Source organism: Paenibacillus sp. FSL H7-0716 (assembly GCF_038002705.1).
GTDB lineage: Bacteria > Bacillota > Bacilli > Paenibacillales > Paenibacillaceae > Paenibacillus_AQ > Paenibacillus_AQ odorifer.
The window spans coordinates 157,634-178,388 of the sequence record NZ_JBBODA010000003.1 but is presented as its reverse complement, the minus strand read 5'-3'; the positions used below and the strand labels follow the sequence as shown (position 1 = coordinate 178,388).

The window sequence follows — 20,755 nt, the reverse complement described above, 5'->3', positions numbered from 1 at the left end:
TTGTCCAAGTCATTGAATACTATCAATAAAGATAACCGTCAAACAATAGAATATATGATATAATGACGTGGTTGTTGTAAGGTGCAATTTTAATATGAAAAATAGGATGGGCAATATGAAGGGTTATCTTTATAACGTTGATAAAAAACGATTGATTATTATGGTTATCGGCAATGTATTTCTGGGTATGGGAATCAGTATTTTTAAGCTGTCCGGTATGGGGAATGATCCCTTTAGCGGCATGGTAATGGCACTTGCAGAGTGCGTGGGTATAACATATGCGAATTTTCTGATCTTGCTGAACCTGGTATTGTTTGTAATCGAATTCATAACCGGACGAAGGTATATTGGAGCAGGGACTTTTGTAAACGCAATCTTTTTGGGGTATATCGCTACGTTCTTTCATAGTACTTGGCTATCTCTGTTGGGCGAACCTCAGCTGTTATGGCAGCGGGTGGTCGTCGTAGCGATTGGCGTGGTGGTATGCAGTTTTGGGGTATCCCTGTATCAGACATCGGCTGTGGGAGTAGCTCCTTATGACAGCTTGTCCCTGATTATGAGGGATAACGTCCCGAAAGTATCTTATTTTTGGCACCGGATGTTTACGGATGCTCTTTGTGCTTTGATTTGCTTCCTGGCAGGAGGCGTTATAGGCTTAGGAACTCTAGTGTCTGCACTTGGTCTGGGACCCATTATTCATTTTTTTGATGTGAATTTTACGGAGAAGCTGCTGGCAAAAAAACGTCCAAATTAAGAAAGGCGGGGCAGACCAATCTGCCCCGCCTTTAGTGTAATTTGAAGGTCCATATTTAATGAGTAAATGCACTCTTAATGTTATTTTTTTTATGAACATCCTCCGTACCGCTATCCAAGGCGGTCTTGTAGTAGAAGCATTTATGTTCTATGACTTCCATCGTTTTTCTCAATTCTTCCATCTGTGCTTCTACAGAAGCTTTCCGCTCCAGGAACATGTCATATCTCTGCTGCAAGGTGGAGTCCCCTTCAGAGCACCACTCAATGAAATGTTTTATTTCCTTAATCGGCATCCCGGATGACTTCAGGCATTCAATTACTTTTAAAGCGTCCATATCCGTTTCTTTGAAAACGCGTTTCCCGCTGGGGGTTCTTTCTATAAAAGGCAAAAGCCCCTCCTTGTCATAGTAACGCAGGGTATGTGATGTCATATTAAAATATTCTGCAACTTCACTTATGGAGTATGTCTTCATCATCTATCTCCAGTCTTAATTATATTTTGTGCTTGACTTAGAGTTAACTTTAAGTAATAACATAGGTTTTGTAAAGTCGGCATTACAGTTTTTTATATTAACTAGAAGAGAGGTTTCACTATGATGAAAGTTAATGCACGCGCTACATTCAGTCAGGAAGGCCCGTTCAAGCTAACTACAATCGAACGCCGGAATCTGCAGCCGCACGATGTTCTTATTGAGATTAAATACGCTGGCATTTGCCACTCGGATATTCATACAGCCCGCGGGGAGTGGGGACCGGTTAAGTATCCACTTGTTCCAGGGCATGAGATCGCCGGTATTGTCAGCCAGGTCGGTTCCGAAGTTACAAAGTACGCAGTCGGCGATCGTGTAGGGGTCGGTTGTATGGTTGACTCCTGTGGAGAGTGCAGTAATTGCCAAAAAGGTGAGGAGCAGTATTGCCTGAGTGGAAATACGGGCACCTATGGAGCTATCGACCGGCACGGTCATTATACTCAGGGCGGATATTCCACGCACATCGTTGTAACAGAAGACTTCGTGGTCCGGATTCCTGACGCTATTCCGCTTGACGCGGCTGCACCGCTTTTGTGTGCAGGAATCACCACCTATTCACCGCTGCGCCATTGGGGAGCCGCTCCGGGAAAAAAAGTAGCTGTAGTGGGTCTTGGCGGGCTTGGACACATGGCTGTGAAGATTGCTCATGCCATGGGAGCTGAGGTTACTGTGTTATCACAGTCACTGAAGAAGAAAGAAGACGGATTGCAATTAGGAGCGGATCATTATTATGCGACCAGTGACCCGGAGACATTTAAGCAGCTTGCCGGTTCATTCGATCTTATTGTGAATACAGTAAGCGCACAAATTAATATTGATGCCTATCTTTCACTTCTGGCATTGGATGGTACATTAGTCAATGTTGGTGCGCCCGCTGATCCATTGGCAGTTAACGTATTCTCGCTGATCGGCCACCGCCGTTCGTTTGCCGGATCGATGATTGGCGGAATCCGTGAAACGCAGGAAATGCTTAATTTCTGCGCTGAACATAATATTGCATCTGAAATCGAGGTCATTTCTGCTGACCGGATAGATGAAGCCTGGGAGCGTGTGCTTGCTTCAGATGTCCGTTACCGGTTTGTCATCGACATCAGCACGATGGGGAACGAATAAGAGACGTCCTCTTTCTTGACGTCGGTTCGTGTCCACAACCTCAAGAAATTCGATAACATAGCGGGAAATCGCTAAGGAGCTGGAGATCTCACGTAGTTGTGTTTCTAGAATAGAAAAACGGCGTTGCTTCATACAGCAGCGTAGTGTATAAATGCTAAATAGGCAGAGTAGTGCTTCTACCATTGGGGTAGGAGGGCGGCTCTGCTTATTGTCGTTACTGCAAGTGATATTTTGGATCAGCTGATTCTGCTGTTTTATAAAAAAGATGATTCTTTAAAGGTTGGAATTTTTAAAAATCAGGTTGAAAAATGCTATTTTCCCTAATAGAAAATCATGACACAATAACAATAAAGCGCTTACTTCATTAAAACATCCCAAGTTCATGAAGACTCTATACCACTTTTTGAAAATATTTACGATATTAAAAGTCGTATCCGCTGGCCGAAATTTCGGATTCCAAGCAAAGGTTGAAATTATTAAAAAAGTTGGTACTAAACGTTTAACTCAATCACTTAGGGGGTCAAACGGTTGGACATATCTATGTAATTATGAAGGGGGAGAGGGAAATGAAAGTAGGTAAAGCATTCGGGGTAGGTATTCTTTCAACTGCACTAGCATTAAGTGTCATTGGCTGCGCGAAAGAAGAGACAAACACAGCAACCAAGGCAACTGATGCATCCAAAGCATCTGAGAACGCAACCTCCAAGCCTGAGGAGAAGGTCAAGATTATCTATTCGATGTGGGGAAGTGCGGAAGAAGGAAATGTAACCCAGGGAGTGGCGGATAAGTTTAATGCTTCTCAAGACAGAATTGAAGTAGAAGTACAAGCAATTCCTTGGGAAAACTACATGACCAAGCTGAATACAATGGCTACAGCAGAGCAATTGCCTGATACAGGGATGCTCAGAGAAGATGGGGTCGTTCAGTGGTCTACCCAAGGCATGCTGAATGATGTAAATACAATGTACGAAGGAAGCGACAGCAAACCACTCGATAGCTTAGCCTACAAATATCAAGGGAAAACCGTAGCCTACGCGGCTGCCAATGAAATCTTACTCCTCTATTACAACAAAGATATGTTCGACAAAGCCAATGTACCCTATCCCCCTGCCGCTTTAGACCAAGCGTGGACATGGGACGAATTTGTAACAACAGCAAAGAAGCTGACCCTTGATAAAAATGGTAAGCATCCTGATGAGAGTGGCTTTAATGAGCAGAGTATCGTACAGTTTGGCGCATCTGTTGAAAACTTACCATGGCAGCTTGAGACCTGGGCGCTTGGTAATGGTGGTGGATTCTACTCGGGTGATGGGACTGAAGTGAGAATTGGAGAAGACGCCAGTATAGAGGGAATTCAGAAGGTTGCAGATCTTTACTTGAAGGATCATGTTGCTCCGTTGTCTGTCGGACAGACTGATGATGGCATTCAACGAACCATCATCGCGGGAACTGTTGCCATGGCTACTAACGGTGCGTGGAACGTGGGAACTAGTCTGAATACGGCCAAGAATGAAGGCTTGAACTATGGCGTTGCAGTATTGCCTTACATGAAGGAAAAGGTTACTCTCAACACGGGTGGCGCCAATGTCGTCTTCTCCCAGACTAAGCATCCAAAAGAAGCGATGGAATGGCTGAAATGGTACAACTCAGAAGAAAATAACTGGGGCCTCATTAGCTCGGGGATCTGGATGCCGACGCTGGAGAAGTGGTACACGGATGAGACCCTTACGCGTAAATGGGTCGAAAATCCTAACTTCCCTGTTTATGACGAATATAAATCTGCAGTAGTCGATTATGCGCAATCACCTGCTGTGAAGCCCGCAGCGTGGTTCTATACGAATCATACGACGGAGTTTAACACCTTGCTCGGGTCGGTTCTAGGGGATGTATGGACTGGAAAGACGACCGCTAAGGATGCTATTTCTAAAAATCTCGATGCGTTGAAAGCAGCCCATTCAGGCAATAAATAAAGCCCGTAAAAGAATGGCCGCTGCTAAGCTCACACACGTGGCGGCCATATTATGATCTTCAGGTGGGGAGATAGAGATGGAAATGATTAAATCTCCGAAACGTAATTCACGTATTCATGCAGGTGAGGCACGAGCCGCGTATATATTATTGATCCCTGCCTTCATTGGCCTGATCTTTCTAACGTATCTACCTCTTATTGGGGTGCTCGGGATCAGCTTAACGAATTGGACGGGACTTTCAGACCCCAAATTTGTTGGCTTCGAGAATTATATTAATCTATTTACCACTGATCCTTATATTAAAGATTCTATTATAGCTACGGTCTACTTTGCCGTCTTATCGGTAGTTGGAGGTATGATTTATTCACTTTTTATTGCGATGCTACTGAATCGTAAAATTCCGGCAAGAGGGTTTTTCCGAGCTGTTTTCTATGTACCGTACGTTTTGCCGGCAGCCGCAATATATGTAGGATGGTCTTGGTTATACGAAGCTAATTTTGGATTTTTTAACTTTATTCTCTCTGAGATTGGTTTGAACAAAGTTTCTTTTATCGCGGATTCCAGCTATGTCATTCCATCTCTATCCTTGATCTCGGTTTGGCTGTCAGGTAACTTAATTGTTATTTTCTTAGCTGGGCTGCAGAATGTTCCGGTCGTCTACCATGAAGCGGCTGAAATGGATGGTGCGAATGGGTGGAAACGATTCTTGCATATCACTTTACCGTGCATGTCGCCCATTATCTTTTATAATTTGCTAATGAGCTTGATTGCCAATCTCCAAATTGTTACGCCGGCTCTTTCATTAACGAATGGCGGTCCGGGTAATTCTTCACGATTTTTAACTTATCTGATGTATGATCAAGCTTTTGTAAATTATAAATTGGGTTATGCTTGTGCGACAACGGCCGTTATTTTTGTTATTCTTGCAGGCTTTACTGGTGTATTATTCAAAACCTCCAACCTATGGATCTTTAATGAAGGAGGCGATGATAAATGAGTGTAGCCACATACGGAAGATTAAAGAGCAAAAAACGTAATAATCAATGGATGAACCTGATCTCGTTTGTCGTCGTCATTTTTTTTACTATACTCGTGCTCTTTCCAATCTGGTGGATATTTCGCACGTCGCTCATGTCGAATGCCGAGATATACAAATATCCGCCTTCACTGCTGCCAGGAAGTTGGTTGTTTTCAAACTATGCAGAAACGCTAGAGATTTTTAAGTTTTGGAAATATTTATGGAACACCATGATTATTATTGTACCCGCTTGTTTGGCAGGAACCTTTACAGCGACCTTATGCGGTTATGCCTTTGCAAGACTGCGTTTTCGGGGCAAAAAATTGATTTGGGCTCTTTGTGTCGGTTCGATGCTTCTACCTGCCATGGTTACACTCATTCCGCTATATATTGGATGGACGAGAGGCTTAGGAATTCATGACAGCTATCTGCCGTTGATTTTGCCTTATTTCTGTGGTGGTGGCGCTTTTAATATCTTTTTGATTAGGCAGTTTATCATGTCTATTCCGAGAGAGCTTGATCAAGCAGCAACGATCGATGGCGCTGGATATTACCGCATTTTGTTCAGCATTATTATGCCGGCCATTAAATCTGCTATGATCGTCGTCGCATTATTTATCTTTATCGGTTTATGGAATGATCTACTTCAACAGATGATTTACATAAACTCAAGCGATAAGTATACGATAGCCTTGGGACTAACCGCCTTTAGAGGCCAACTAAAGCAGGACTGGTCGCTGACGATGGCGGCTACGTGTATGTCCTTTGCGCCGGGTGTCATTTTTTATCTGATTGGTCAAAAATATTTCGTAGAAGGAATCACGTTGACGGGACTGAAAAATTAGCTCCAATGGCTAAAGATAGCGCACTGTAATCTGCTCTGAAGTATTAAGGGGGCACCTTTCTGCTAAGGCTTAAGTTCCGAGCCGGGCGGTATAAGGTGCTCTTTTTTTGTGCTGTGAAAGCTTCTAAAGATTATGAATCAAGTATGGATTTACAAATTCAAAGATAAAATCCTATATGAGATAGAAACAATCCTTTTTGCGGTAGTTGCTAGTCAACATGTCTTATAGACTAGTTAATGCAGGGAGTCCCGTATAGTTTTTGAACGAGGACTTTGCATATTCAGTCAAAAGAAGGAGAGAAAATTCATATTATGAACACAGTAACACAGATAAACAACAGCAAAGACAAGCAGACGCATTTTATACTCAACGGTAATCTATGGAATATTATGGTCCAGTTATCATGGCCCGCTATCATCGCAATGGTCCTCTATGGCTTAAATGCGGTTATCGCCGCTGTATTTGTGGGAAGGTTTGTCGGAGAGGAAGCACTGGCTGGGGTTTCGGTAGCTTATCCTTTAACCCAGATCAGCTTGGGACTAGGCTCCTTGATCGGGGTGGGTGCCGGTTCTGTTTTAAGTTTAGCCCTCGGCAGGCAGGACAAAGAAATGCAGAAGCGTTTGATGGGAAATGTTAATTATCTGTCCATCCTTGTAACGCTTGTCTATATGGTGTTAGGTTTAACTTTCTCCACACTGTTGGTGCGAATTATGGGAGGAGAAGGGGAAACTCTGGCTCTTGGAGACAGCTATTTTAGAATTACGGTGATCGGTTCATTTTTCTGGATTTATGGACTGGCTGCCAACATGATTGTGCGTGCCGAAGGGAAAATGAAATCGGCAGCCGTGGTAATGGGCATTGGGCTGGCAGTTGATGTATTGTCCAATTATATTCTGGTAGCCTGGCTGGATTTTGGAGTAGAGGGTGCTGCCTGGGCTACAAATATCGGGATGCTGGTCTACACCTTGCTGGGATGGATTTATTTTGGCAAAGGATTCGCCTCATTCCGTACGAATGTCTTCGCAATTTATCGGGATGCTGCCACAATCAAATCTATAGTTGGACTGGGAATGTCCTCTTTCATTATGAACTTTATGAATCTGGTACAGGCTGTTGTAGTATTTAATGCACTGTCGAGATACGGGACTACAGCAGATATTGCATTTTATGGTGTGGTTTTCCGTGTATTCACCTTCCTGTTGACGCCGATATTCGGATTAATGCGCGCCTTGCAGCCAGTCATCGGCATTAATTTTGGAGCAGAACAGTATGAGCGCGCCATCAAAGCCTATAAAATATTCACACTTGTCTCCATGCTGCTGACTTTGCCTTTTTGGATAATTTCCATGATCTCACCGGCTTCCATTCTGGGGCTGATGCTGCCGGATCAAATCTTTAAGACCAGCGAAATGTTATATTTCCGCTTGAACATGGCGGTTCTGCCGTTATTGTCGCTCATTTTTATGGCCATGACCTTTTTCCCTGCGATTAATAAAGGGAAACCGGCGGCCGTTATCGGCATTACCAGACAACTTGTTTTTTATGTGCCAGTGATGCTTGTTTTGCCAAGATGGTTAGGCGTCTCCGGAGTATATTGGGGTTCGCTAGTAATTGATTCTGTGGTTGTAGTGTGGACGGTAATCCTGGTAACTAAGGAATTCACCCGGCTCAGAGCTAAGTCTAAGCTAGCCAGGACTTACAATATGTGAAGGCAAAATGCTGGAACTTCTGCTTTCCCCGGATGGCCGATTTAAGAGATATAATCCCAAAAGAGCCTTGGAACTATAAAGGCTCTTTTTTGTGCTACTGGTTGACATTATAAACAAAAAGAAAGTATGATATTTTAAATCGTAATAATTACGAATAAATATAATTTGGAAGTTGAATTGATTTGTGGAGAATGAAAGGTCACAAGCCAACTCTATCGTTCCTCACGAGGACTTCGAGCGGCAATTAGAGCAGGTTGAACTGGATTCAGAAAGGATCTTTTGGATTTCTTGAAAATAATCATTTTAAAGGAGCTTCAATAAATAATGAACAAAAGCAGCACCAATCAACGTCTACCCAGAGCAAAAGGGATTGATATGGGTACCTATTATACACCCAAAGAATGTGCCAAAAAGGTTAGACATCTCGTCCTACCCGATATGAATCGAAAGATTGTTGAAGAATTCATTACGATCTTAGGTATAAGGGGAAGCTTTGAAGAACATCGAGTTCCCATTCCCAATAAAGTGGTTATGTATGGTCCACCGGGCACAGGGAAAACACTTACGGCATTTTATATGGCGCAAATGCTGGAGCTTCCACTTATCCTAGTTAGACTTGATGCAATTATTCACAGCCATTTGGGTGAGACTGGAAGTAATATCCGGAAAATATTTGAGTATGCCAAAGCATCTCCTTGTGTTCTTTTCCTGGATGAGTTTGATGCCATTGCAAGAACACGGGAGAGTAATGACGAGGTTAAAGAAATGGCCCGTGCGGTGAATACACTGCTGCAATGTCTCGATGATTTTGGTGACAATAGCATTTTTGTAGCAGCGACGAACCTAGAAAATGAACTGGATAGAGCTATTTGGCGAAGGTTTGATACAAAAATGATTTATGCTAACCCGGATGAATCAAGTAGGCGTCAATATGTCGAACTGTTAATTAATGACTTTGAAAGTGAAGCTGGCTTGATGGAGGAGGCATGCGAACGTCTTTCCGGTTGCAGTTTTGCTGATATTGAACAAATTGTCCTGAAAGCGAAACGTAAGGCGATCATAGAGCATTGTCTGCTAAAACGAGAGCATATTGTTCTATCCTATGAAGAATACAATCCTTCCATAAACTAATTGTGGGCGATTATATATACAGGATATTGTAATTGGAACAATTCAACGAAAAAAAAGAACTCCAGCGACGGAATTTTTAATCGCTTGGGTTCTTTTTAAATTCATCAACTGATATTAGGTGTAGATTCTCTTAGGATGAGTTTGGTATAAATATGAGATACCTGATAGGGTTGCTTCGGATCATGAATTCGGGAAAGTAGCATTTCGGCTGCTTTGACACCCATCTGATTACTATAAATATGAACAGTAGTGAGATGGGGTTCTACAATGCTTGATTCAGGACCATTATCAAAACCACAAATGACGATGTCATTAGGAATGGAAACCATGTTTTTGAGTGACTTCATAAAGGTAACCGCAATATAATCGTTAGCACACACGAAAGCAGAAGGAAGCTCATTGATTTGGCTCAGCCTAGTATCTGCCCACTCTGGACTCGAAAAAAATAGTCGGTCGTCATCGAGAATACATTGTGTGAGATCAAGCTGAATTCCAGATTCTATCAATGCGCGATTAAAGCCCACCCATCTTTCGTTAAAACTCCTACAGTGATTATAGTCCCCGATGAACCCCAGTGATGTGTAACCGCCATCAATTAACTTTTTTGTAAGTTGATATGTGCTGTGTTCGTTTTCCATGAGAAGTACATCCGCTTGGAATTCAGGGTAGCAGATATCTGCAGAACAGTCGATGAAAATAGTTGGAATGCCAAGACTTGTAATCAGCTTACTATATTCCGAATTGAACAACTCAATACAAATAATTCCGTCTACATTGGCGACATCAAAATTATTTGGAAGAGACAGGGACGCCTGATCAATGTCTCTTATAATGTGCATGGATAAATTATATCCTTCTGCACTGATTCTTTTCTCCATGCCACTGATCAGTTTCGATCCAAAGTGGGAAGTGTTAGGCAAGTTTTCTGTTAATAAAGCGATATTTCCAGAGTTTCTTGGTTGAACACTCTCGGTGTCCATAAAAGCAAATTGTTTATATTTTAACTCTATCGCTTTCTTTATAACCTTGTTTCTGGTTTCATCAGGTATACCATTCGTTCCATTTAAGGCTTTGGAAGCTGTATTTCTGGAGATACCTAAAGCATCCGCGATGTCTTGTATGGTTACTTTTTCCCTGGCCATCTATGTAATTCACCTCTATATTCTTGTTCTTAACCTTCGCCGCAAATAGTGTACCATTTGCCATGATTCCAACTCTCTTTAATGTATATTAGTTTACTCAAAATAGCAATACAATATTTACAAATGAACAATTTAGTTTACATTTTATTAGTGGATAAGTGTGCAAAAAAGGTATTATTCTTTTCACCTTCATGAGAATATGTTGACTTTAAAGTATATAATCCTATTTAAATTGGCTGTATTTGTAATTATGTAAAATCATATGCATCATTTATGAACATAATACTTTGTCATATGCACATAAATATTTTTACAAAATGTATTGACGAACGATTAAGTGTTTGGTAAATTGTAAAAGCAGCAGGACATAAGCCAATTGAAAGCCCTTACTGCATCAAGATATAAACATTGATAAGAACGGAGGTAAAGGCATTGCAAAACCTAATAGAAGCTGAACACAGAACAATGGTGACTAAACATAAGAGCTCCTTACTAGACTATCTAAAGAAATACTACTTTCTTTATATTTTGCTCGCACCAGCTGTGATCCTGACCCTGATTTTTAAATACGGTCCTATGTATGGTGCGATTATCGCCTTTAAAGATTTCAGCCCAATCAAAGGGATTATGGGGAGTGAATGGGTAGGCTTGTACAACTTCGAGAAATTCCTGTCATCCCCCAACTTCGAAGTTATCTTTATGAATACGCTTAAATTAAGTTTCTTCGGATTAATTCTGAGTTTTCCAATCCCAATCCTGCTTGCGTTGATGTTAAATCAAATTCGCCGTGCAGGTGTCAAAAAGAACATTCAGTTGTTCTTGTATGCACCTAACTTTATTTCTGTTGTCGTTGTGGTCGGGATGTTGTTTATCTTCTTGTCCCCAACGGGACCGATTAACCAGTTTTTTACCTGGCTTACAGGTGAACCAATCATGTTCATGTCTCGTCCGGAGTACTTCCGTTCGATCTACATTCTGTCCGATATTTGGACCGGAGCCGGTTGGGCATCCATTATTTATGTAGCAGCGCTTGCTAATGTCGATCCTGAGTTACATAATGCAGCCAATCTTGACGGCGCTAATCTTCTACAAAGAATCCGCCATATCGATTTGCCAACCATTCGTCCAATTATGGCTATTGTATTTATCCTTGCAGCTGGTGGGATCATGTCCATTGGCTTCGAAAAAGCCTATCTCATGCAAACGGCGATGAACTTGCCAACCTCAGAAATCATTCCGACTTACGTTTATAAAATTGGTTTGCAGTCGGGCGATTATGCCTATTCAGCCGCAGTAGGATTGTTTAACTCTATCATCAACATCGTCCTGCTCATCACCGTTAACTTCACCGTGAAGAAACTGAATGAGGGTGAAGGTCTTTACTAAGAAAGGAGCAACAAGCTATGCCCATTAAACATTCCGGATTAGATCGCTTTATCGTCGTGCTGAACGCGATCTTCCTGACACTGGCCGTACTTATCATTGTACTTCCTTTGATTTATGTAGTGATCGCATCTTTTATGGATCCATCAGTTCTGCTCAGTAAAGGATTATCATTCAACCTTTCGGATTGGTCATTAGAAGGGTATATAAAAATTCTTTCTAACCCGGCCATGATCCGAGGTTTTGGAAACTCTGTTTTATACTCTGTTTCATTTGCTATGCTTACCGTTCTCGTCTCTATCTGTGCAGGGTACGCACTGTCTGATGACAGGCTCAAAGGAAAAGGATTCTTCATGACCTTGTTTATTATCACCATGTTCTTTGGGGGTGGGCTTATACCAACCTATCTGCTCGTTAAGAATCTTGGTCTGCTTGATACCATCTGGGCTGTGATTATTCCAGGGGCAGTCAATGTATGGAACATCATTCTCTCTAGAACTTTCTTCAAAGGCGTACCGAATGAAATGAAGGAAGCTGCTAATGTCGACGGAGCCTCGGAGATGCGGATTTTCTTCAGTGTCGTATTACCGCTCTCCAAACCGATTGTTTTCGTACTTGCTCTTTATGCTTTTGTGGGCCAGTGGAATTCCTATTTTGACGCGATGATCTATTTAGATAATCCGAATCTTCATCCACTGCAGCTCGTGTTACGTTCCATCTTGATCCAGAATCAGGTAGATCCGGGCATGATCAGCGATCAACTCGCCATGGCGGAAATGAAACGATTGTCTGAAATCATCAAGTACGCTGCCATCGTTGTTTCCAGTTTGCCACTTATTGTTATGTATCCGTTCTTCCAGAAGTACTTTGAAAAAGGTGTTATGGTCGGTTCCCTTAAGTAGGAAACAGGCTGCACATAGATAAAGATTAATTCATTCATATCTAATTTGGAGGTCATACCCTATGAAAAGAATTAAGAAATCAAGAGTATCAACGAAAGTTGCTTCTGCATCTGTACTTGCTTCATTTATGTTCCTTACTGCATGCGGTGGCGGCGGTGGAGGAGGAAGTGCAGCGAGTAAAGAACAGGACGCCAGCGGTAAAGTAACTTTGAACTTTATTACGCAAAGCTCTCCACTTGCACCAGCTGATCCAAATGAAAAACTGATTAATAAGCGTCTTGAAGAAAAGACGAATGTTCATATTAATTGGAAGAATTTCACGAAAGACGTATTTGTTGAAAAAAGAAACTTGGCTGTGGCAAGTGGTGATCTTCCTGATGCAATTTTTAATGCGGACTATAGCGACTATGAGCTGCTCAAGCTTGCTAAAGACGGTGCCATTATTCCGCTGAATGATCTCATCGAGAACAATATGCCCAACTTCAAAAAGGTGCTGGAAGAAGCCCCGGAATACAAGAGTATGATTACGGCACCAGACGGTAATATTTATGCCTTTCCGTGGATCGAAGAGCTGGGCAATGGTAAGGAAAGAATCCAGGCGGTAGACAGTATGCCTTGGATCAATGTGGAATGGCTTGAGAAGCTGGGCCTTGATATGCCTACAACAACAGAAGAATTAAAAGAAGTATTAATTGCATTCAAGACAAAAGATCCAAATGGCAATGGTAAGGCTGACGAAATTCCTCTGTCCTTTATTAACAAGCCTGGAGCAGAAGATCTGGTTTTCCTATTTGCTTCATTTGGATTGGGGGAGAACCCCGACCACGCGGTTGTAAGCAATGAGGGGAAGGTAATATTTACGGCGGCACAAGATGACTACAAAGAAGCCGTTTCTTTTATTAACGAGCTGTATAAAGAAGGGCTCATTGATATTGAAGCCTATACACAGGACTGGAGTACTTACCTTGCAAAAGGGAAGGATCAGAGATACGGACTTTACTTCTCATGGGATAAAGCCAACATCACTGGAGCAAATGACACTTACGAGGTTATGCCTCCACTTGCTGGACCAGATGGTGAAGTTAACGTAACAAGAACGAACGCGCTTGGTTTGGGCAGAGGTAAGATGGTTGTTACTAGCGCCAATAAGAACTTAGAAACGACAGCGAAATGGGTTGATCAACTCTACGATCCGATTCAATCTGTACAGAACAACTGGGGAACGTATGGAGACGATAAACAGCAAAATATCTTCGAATTTGATAAAGAAAAAGAAATGCTGAAGCATTTGCCGCTGGAGGGTGCAGCTCCTGTAGAGCTACGTGAGAAAACAAGTGTCGGTGGACCCTTAGCTATCCTTGATTCCTATTATGGAAAATTCACAACCATGCCGGATGATGCCAAAGGCAGAATGGATATTATCAAGAACATCATGGCGCCAAAAATGAAAGCAGAAAACGTAATGCCGAGTGTATTCCATTCTATTCAAGAGCTTGATCGCCTTACGACAATTGAGACGGATCTTTTTGCCTACGTGCTTAGAATGCGTACTGAATGGTACCAAAACGGTAAAGTTGAAGCGCAGTGGGATGAATACCTGAAAGAATTGGACCGTCTGGGCTTGCAAGAATGGCTTGAAATTAAACAAGGCGGCTATGACAGAGCAAGCAAATAATAAACTATAAATAATATACGGTAAAGACCGTGTTCGGGAGTAAAGGAGAAAACAATAATGTCTACGATTGCGAAACAAAATTACCGCGGAGTGTATCATTTTTCCCCTAAGGAAAAGTGGATGAATGATCCAAACGGAATGGTTTATTTTGAGGATGAATATCATTTGTTTTTTCAGCACCATCCAGGTGGAATGACTATGGGCGCTATGCACTGGGGCCATGCGGTCAGCAAGGATCTTGTTACATGGGAGGAGCTGCCTATCGCTCTTGCTCCAGATGAATTAGGTATGATTTTTTCCGGCAGTGCCGTAGTCGACTGGAACAATACGACTGGATTTTTTGAAGATAAACCAGGTCTAGTAGCAATTTTTACACACCATTTGGATATGCCGGAAGGCAAGCCAGCCATTCAGCGTCAAAGCTTGGCCTATAGTAAAGATAACGGAAGAACCTGGACGAAATATGATGGGAATCCGGTACTTGAACATGATACATTCATTGATTTCCGTGACCCAAAAGTATTTTGGAATAAAGATACTAATAAATGGGTGATGATTGTAGCTTGTGGCCAAACGGTGTGTCTATATCATTCTCCTGATCTGATGAACTGGACATTTGCCAGTGAATTCGGAGAAGGAATCGGTTCTCATGACGGGGTATGGGAATGCCCGGACTTGTTCCCGCTGGCCATTGATGGCGATCTTTCGTACACGAAATGGGTGATGCTAGTGAGCATCGGTGCGGATCCCGCTTTTGTGGAAGGATCAAGAACACAGTATTTTACAGGGGATTTTGATGGAGAGGTGTTCACGCCAGATGAAGATTCGATAAAAGTTCGCTGGCTTGATTATGGAAGAGATAACTATGCAGGTGTAAGCTGGTCCGATATACCGGCGGAAGATGGAAGAAGACTATTTATCGGCTGGATGAGCAACTGGATGTATGCTAACAAGACGCCAGCAGAAGAATTCCGTGGTGCGATGACAATTGCAAGAGAACTTCAGCTCGAATCAAGACAAGGGGGAACTTTTCTTGTACAGAAGCCGGTACAAGAGTTGGAATCAGCTCGTGTACAAGTCCTTTCTATAAAAAATGCAACGGTGCAAGAAATCAATACTCTTCTTAAAGAGATTCACTTGGAATCTTATGAGATTATAGCTGAATTCACTCGGGGTAAATCTGTAGGGTTCAAGGTAAGAGTTGGTGCGGATGAACAAACAGTGATCGGTTTCAACGGCGAGACAGAGGAACTTTATGTAGACCGGAAGGCTTCGGGCCAGCATGATTTCCATGAACATTTCGTAGGACATCATTCAGCCAAACTCGCAGCGCTTGATGAGTCAAATGATCTCCGTATTTATGTGGATCGCTCTTCCGTTGAGGTGTTTAGTAATGGAGGTCAGGCCGTAATTACGGATCTTATATTCCCTGGACTAGAATCTAAAAGTATTGCCGTATTTGCAGAAAATGAGAATGACTTGCTGATTTCCCTGGATATCTATGAGCTTACTCTCTCTGCTGAGCAAGACAAGAATTAGTCACCGAGAGGAGTCTTGTATATGCGTATAGGAGCGATTGAAGCTGGCGGGACGAAGTTTATATGTGGCATCGGGAATGAAAATGGGATCATTGAAGATCAGATCAGTTTCCCGACAGAACATCCTGAGTTGACGTTGCCCAAAGTTATTCAATATTTTCAAGACAAACCAGTAGAAGCTATCGGAATTGGATCGTTTGGTCCAATCGATATACGCTCAGATAGTCCAACGTATGGTTACGTTACAACAACACCAAAACCAGGTTGGGGAAATTACGATATGCTGGGCACTATGAAAAGAAACTTTTCGGTTCCCTTTGGCTGGGACACGGACGTCAATGCAGCGGCATTTGGTGAAGCCAAATGGGGCGCAGCCCAAGGGTTATCCAGCTGTTTGTACTATACAGTTGGCACGGGTGTTGGTGTGGGAGTGTATTCAGAAGGCAAACTTATTCATGGTCTTGTGCATCCTGAAGGGGGTCATGTTCTTACAAGACGCCATCCTGAAGATGAATTCCCAGGGGGATGTCCTTATCATGGGGACTGCCTAGAAGGGATGGCGGCAGGTCCTGCTATTGAAGCAAGGTGGGGGAAGAAGGGACATGAACTTCCTAAAGATCACCTTGCATGGGAAATGGAAGCATTTTATATTGCTCAGTCGATTACGGGTGCTATACTGCTTAACTCTCCTGAGAAAATCATTCTGGGTGGTGGTGTTATGCAGCAGTCACAATTGTTTCCACTTATTCGGCAGGCTGTGCTTCAGAACCTGAACGGTTATGTCAGCTCTAGTACTATTTTGGAACACATAGATGAGTATATCGTTCCACCAGGACTAGGCCAACAGGCGGGATTATGCGGTGCTCTCGCTCTTGGACTCACGGCACTGGAAAGTCAGAGTTCTGTTCAATTGTAAAAGAATATAGAGAGGAGGTCAGTGCAATGAATTGGCCTCCTTCTTATTTTACAATAAAAGAAATGATTGATGATAGAAAAAGAGGGTGAAGAAGATGGTTAATAAGGGAAAAGTACTTTTATGCTTTCTTATGGCAACGGGGCTTGTTATGACTTCAGCAGGCATTTATGTAGCAAATTCCAGCACTGGGTGGGCTGCGCCCGCTGAACAGGAGGTAAGCAAACGAGCTAAGGAGGGACTTTCTATTTTTGAAAGCGTAACCAATAGCAATACGAATTTGACAGGTTGGCAAATAAAAGGAAAAGGGAAGTTGGCAGATACGGTTGAAGGGATGTTACTGACTTCCGATCCAAAAGAAAATGTAATGGCAATCTCCGAAACGGTGTCAGAGGATTTTATCTATGAAGCAGATGTCATGATCAAGGATATGCAAGCGGACGCGACCTTATTGTTCCGTTCTAATGAAGATGGCTGGAGTTCCTATATGCTCCAAATCGTACCGAATGCAGGTATGATTCGCTTACGAGATGCAAGGGATGGTGAAGGCAAATTAAAAGAGGAGCGAAAAGTTACAGTCAAGGCAGGCGAAATCTATCATCTCAAGGTGAAAGCAGAGGGTTCATCGCTGAAAGTATATTGGGACAATGCATATAAACCTGTGATTGAGGTTCAGGATAACGCGTATCGTACAGGTAAGCTAGGACTCAATGTATGGGATGGTTCTGTTTTGTTCCAAAACATAATCGTAAGTGATCTGAGAGGAAATCTGGGTGCTGTGGTTACAAATCAAGGACAATGGCAGCCTAATATCAGCGGCAAAAAAGGAACGGCAGTAAACCAGATTATTTCACAGCAAATTTATAATAAACAAGCTGCTGATTTTGTATATGAAGGAAATATATCTCTTCGTCCTGATTCTGTTGCAGCACTCGCCTTTCGTTCATCGGCGGATGGAACAAAGGGATATGAAGCCGCCCTGACAAAGGAAGGAAACCAGGTTCGTGTAAGTCTGACGAAAGCTAACGGAACAACCATTGCAAGTTCACAGCATACCTATCTAAGTCAGGCCGGAGCAAATCATCATGTGGAGATAAGGGCGAAGGGAAACAGAATTCAGGTCTTCCTAGACGGATACACCCCGGCCGCAATCGATCTAACAGATAAAACCTACACCGAGGGATATGCAGGAATGGTCGTTAAACAGGGAACAGCTTACTTCCAGGATACCTATGTGACGGATGCCAGCAATTATTATAATGAAAAATATCGTCCTCAGTATCACTATACGCCAATTCGTGGTTCTGCCAGTGATCCGAACGGACTTGTCTACTTCGAAGGAGAATATCATCTATTCCATCAGGATGGAGGCACATGGGCACATTCTGTCAGTAAAGATATGCTGAACTGGAAGCGCCTTCCGATTGCGCTGCCGTGGAATGATCATGGGCATGTCTGGTCTGGATCAGCTGTGGCAGATGTGACGAATGCATCAGGTTTATTCGGGGATTCAGGAGGCAAGGGGCTGATTGCCTACTACACTTCCTATAATCCCGATGGCCCGAATGGGAATCAGCGTATCGGTCTTGCATACAGCAAGGACCAAGGTCGTACTTGGGAATATTCCAAGACGCGTCCAATGGTTATCGGAAATCCAGGCGATAATGGAGGGGAGCCCGGAGGTTGGGATTTCCGTGATCCGAAAGTGATTCGTGATAACGACAATAACAGATGGGTAATGGTTGTATCCGGTGGAGATCATATTCGTTTCTTTACTTCAACAAATCTACTTGATTGGACCCTAACAGATAGCTGGGGATACGGGGAATATGTTCGCGGCGGTGTATGGGAATGTCCGGATTTGCTTCAGCTTTCGGTAGACGGAACATCACAGAAAAAATGGGTTCTGATGATTAGTACAGGAGCGAATTCAAAAACAGGCGGATCAGATGCTGAATATTTTGTGGGTCATTTAACAGCGGAAGGTAAATTTGTTAATGATAATCCGGCAGGGAAAGTTTTGCGAACAGATTTTGGAAAAGAATTCTACGCTTCAATGTCTTTTTCGAACATGCCAGATCATCGCAGCGTAATGATGGCGTGGATGACAAACTGGGACTATCCGTTTGCTTTTCCAACAACCCATTGGAAAGGCGTACTGTCAATCCCAAGAGAAGTCTCATTAGTAACGACAAAAGATGGGATTCAGCTCGCTCAAAGTCCGATCAAGGAGTTGGAAACGCTGCGTAGTCAGCTGTTTTCTACTGCTAACAAAGAGGTGAGTCCTTCTTCTCAGAATCTATTGAAAGGGGTTACCTCTGGTGCATACGAAATTGAAGCTGAAGTAGAAATTCCAGCAGGTAGTCAGGTTAGTGAATTTGGCTTTAACGTTCGTGTAGGGGGAAGTCAAAAAACGGTTGTTGGATATAAACCTGGTGAGGGTCGAATTTTCGTGGATCGGTCTGCATCGGGTTTGTCGGATTTTTCGAGTCTATTTAGTACAAGACATGAAGTGCCAATGCAAACGGAGAACAAGCGAGTTAAGCTGCGTATCCTTGTAGATGAGTCTTCTGTTGAGGTTTTTGGCAACACCGGTAAAGTTGTTTTCTCTGACGTCATTTTCCCGGATCCAGCCAGCAGAGCTTTGAGTTTTTACACCGAAGGAGGCAACGTAAAAGTCGTCTCTCTGAAGGTGAATCAGTTAGGCTCTGTATGGAATCAGGAGACGGGCTCAGCTACCAAGATAATGATGGATATAAGTGATCGTGAACTGAGCAAGGGGCAAAGCGACATACTTTTGGCGATGGTAGAGAAGGGTACCGGTAATGGGGCACAGCCGCTTAAATGGAATTCCAGTAACAAGGATGTTGTTGAACTAAACGTGGTGGATAAATCCCAGGCAACCCTTGTAGCTAAAAAAGAAGGCGAGTCTATCATTACCGTCTCTACTCCAAATGGGAAGACATCAGCTAGCTTATTAGTTAAGGTATCTGGGGGTGAATTTCATACGAACTTAAGTGGGTGGACTAAAGATCTATCTGCAGCCTCCTGGGTCATTGGTGAAAATGGGATTCGTGGGAATTACCCCAGTGACGCGAATTATATCGCAGAGAAGCAGGCAGGAGATTTTACTTATGAAGCAGATATGATGTTAGGGAAATCCGGAGGAGCAGGCTCTATGTTGTTCCGTGCCAGCGAAGATGGACGCAGCGGATACTACTTAAATCTGGATCCGAATATGAAGTCCATCCGTCTGTTTTATAAAATCGACGGCCGTTTTGAAGAGCGTCAGATTCTAGCAAAAGTTCCGACGTTCATTCAGCCGGGTCAAACCTACAAAGTGAAAATCGAAGCGAAGGGGCCGAATATCGTAGTTTATGTAGACGGGCAGAAAGTGATCGACCTGCAGGACGGCACATTTGCAGAAGGCCGCTTCGGACTACATGTATTTGGCGGAAATGTTTCATATCAAAACGTTAACGTGAGCGGAGCAACACCTGCCAATTTAACCACTTCCAGTCTAGTAAATGCAGAACTACAGAAATCCCTTTATACAGCAAATCTCGCAAATGGTGAAGCTGTTACCCTGAAGGATGCGAATGATTCTACGGATCAGAAGTGGGTATTCGTGCCGACGGGGGACGATTCAGGTTCTTATTCTATTCGTACAACAGCCGGTCAGGCGCTTGATCTAGACACAGGGCAAAATAAAATTCAGTTATACCCTTATCTCGGATATAACAATCAGCGTTGGATTTTTCACAAAAATGATGATGGTACCGTAAGTATTATTTCTGCTCATCATAAGAAAGCGCTCGAAGTATCAGCGGATGGGTCGACACTGTCCCTAGGCGAGCTTGATCCTACTCTTGTTCGACAAAAGTGGGTAATTACCATTTAACCTGAGGATGATAGAAGCAATGGAAGGGCTAAATAGCGTGTCTAAAAAGCAACTTGTCTGCGGATGAGTTGCTTTTTGTTTTGGCTGTATTTTATGTATTGACGGATATTGGAAATGTAAGTAGAATGTAAATTAGTTAAAACCTTAAAACTTTTGTAAAGAATTTTGGTGTTCTTGATAAAGGCAAAGCTGACATTCAGTGTGCAATTTTCAATCAGAACATAGAAATATC

Annotated in this window: 15 protein-coding genes; 13 read left to right on the top strand and 2 right to left on the bottom strand. The window is 42.8% G+C overall.

Annotated elements, in window-relative coordinates:
• The first annotated feature begins 94 nt into the window (after positions 1-94).
• The gene (locus MHH60_RS05565; protein WP_256715217.1) at positions 95-754 is read left to right on the top strand and encodes a YczE/YyaS/YitT family protein; all 660 of its coding nucleotides are present in this window, start codon (positions 95-97) and stop codon (positions 752-754) included.
• Positions 755-809: 55 nt separating this feature from the next.
• Here the strand turns inward: MHH60_RS05565 and MHH60_RS05560 are convergent, their stop codons facing one another.
• Positions 810-1,226, bottom strand: a complete 417-nt coding sequence (locus MHH60_RS05560; RefSeq protein ID WP_036675831.1) for a MerR family transcriptional regulator — start codon at positions 1,224-1,226, stop codon at positions 810-812.
• A 120-nt stretch (positions 1,227-1,346) separates the two neighbouring features.
• On the opposite strand from MHH60_RS05560, the gene MHH60_RS05555 reads away from it, so the two are divergent.
• The 6 genes from MHH60_RS05555 to MHH60_RS05530 all read left to right on the top strand — a co-directional run bounded on the left by MHH60_RS05555 (position 1,347) and on the right by MHH60_RS05530 (position 9,069).
• Positions 1,347-2,396, top strand: coding sequence for an NAD(P)-dependent alcohol dehydrogenase (locus MHH60_RS05555; RefSeq protein WP_076137960.1), 1,050 nt, complete (start codon positions 1,347-1,349; stop codon positions 2,394-2,396).
• Positions 2,397-2,962: 566 nt separating this feature from the next.
• Entirely contained in the window at positions 2,963-4,366 is a 1,404-nt protein-coding gene (locus MHH60_RS05550; protein WP_076137962.1) for an ABC transporter substrate-binding protein, read from the top strand.
• 76 nt (positions 4,367-4,442) lie between these two features.
• Complete coding sequence (locus MHH60_RS05545; protein WP_081389140.1) at positions 4,443-5,363, top strand: carbohydrate ABC transporter permease; 921 nt, start codon at positions 4,443-4,445, stop codon at positions 5,361-5,363.
• A complete protein-coding gene (locus MHH60_RS05540) occupies positions 5,360-6,229 on the top strand; it encodes a carbohydrate ABC transporter permease (protein ID WP_076137964.1) in 870 nt (289 codons plus the stop codon). The genes MHH60_RS05545 and MHH60_RS05540 overlap by 4 nt, the downstream gene beginning before the upstream one ends.
• A gap of 311 nt (positions 6,230-6,540) precedes the next feature.
• Positions 6,541-7,938, top strand: coding sequence for an MATE family efflux transporter (locus tag MHH60_RS05535; protein WP_076137966.1), 1,398 nt, complete (start codon positions 6,541-6,543; stop codon positions 7,936-7,938).
• A 324-nt stretch (positions 7,939-8,262) separates the two neighbouring features.
• Positions 8,263-9,069: an AAA family ATPase gene (locus tag MHH60_RS05530; RefSeq protein ID WP_179088944.1), complete on the top strand. Its 807-nt coding sequence runs from the start codon at positions 8,263-8,265 to the stop codon at positions 9,067-9,069.
• Between the two features lie 104 nt (positions 9,070-9,173).
• On the opposite strand, the gene MHH60_RS05525 is transcribed toward MHH60_RS05530, so the two are convergent.
• Positions 9,174-10,211 (bottom strand): LacI family DNA-binding transcriptional regulator, encoded by a 1,038-nt coding sequence (locus tag MHH60_RS05525; RefSeq protein WP_076137970.1) that lies wholly within the window; start codon positions 10,209-10,211, stop codon positions 9,174-9,176.
• A 465-nt stretch (positions 10,212-10,676) separates the two neighbouring features.
• Between MHH60_RS05525 and MHH60_RS05520 the strand changes: the two genes are divergently transcribed.
• From MHH60_RS05520 to MHH60_RS05495, 6 genes are all read left to right on the top strand, one after another.
• Complete coding sequence (locus tag MHH60_RS05520; RefSeq protein ID WP_051490892.1) at positions 10,677-11,597, top strand: ABC transporter permease; 921 nt, start codon at positions 10,677-10,679, stop codon at positions 11,595-11,597.
• 17 nt (positions 11,598-11,614) lie between these two features.
• On the top strand, positions 11,615-12,496 hold the full coding sequence (locus tag MHH60_RS05515) for a carbohydrate ABC transporter permease (RefSeq protein WP_076137971.1): 882 nt from the start codon (positions 11,615-11,617) through the stop codon (positions 12,494-12,496).
• Positions 12,497-12,557: 61 nt separating this feature from the next.
• Complete coding sequence (locus tag MHH60_RS05510; protein ID WP_076137973.1) at positions 12,558-14,171, top strand: ABC transporter substrate-binding protein; 1,614 nt, start codon at positions 12,558-12,560, stop codon at positions 14,169-14,171.
• 57 nt (positions 14,172-14,228) lie between these two features.
• Complete coding sequence (locus MHH60_RS05505) at positions 14,229-15,710, top strand: glycoside hydrolase family 32 protein (protein WP_076137975.1); 1,482 nt, start codon at positions 14,229-14,231, stop codon at positions 15,708-15,710.
• Positions 15,711-15,731: 21 nt separating this feature from the next.
• Positions 15,732-16,625, top strand: coding sequence for an ROK family protein (locus tag MHH60_RS05500; RefSeq protein WP_076137977.1), 894 nt, complete (start codon positions 15,732-15,734; stop codon positions 16,623-16,625).
• Positions 16,626-16,755: 130 nt separating this feature from the next.
• A complete protein-coding gene (locus tag MHH60_RS05495) occupies positions 16,756-20,523 on the top strand; it encodes a GH32 C-terminal domain-containing protein (RefSeq protein ID WP_341161117.1) in 3,768 nt (1,255 codons plus the stop codon).
• The last annotated feature ends 232 nt before the right edge of the window (positions 20,524-20,755 follow it).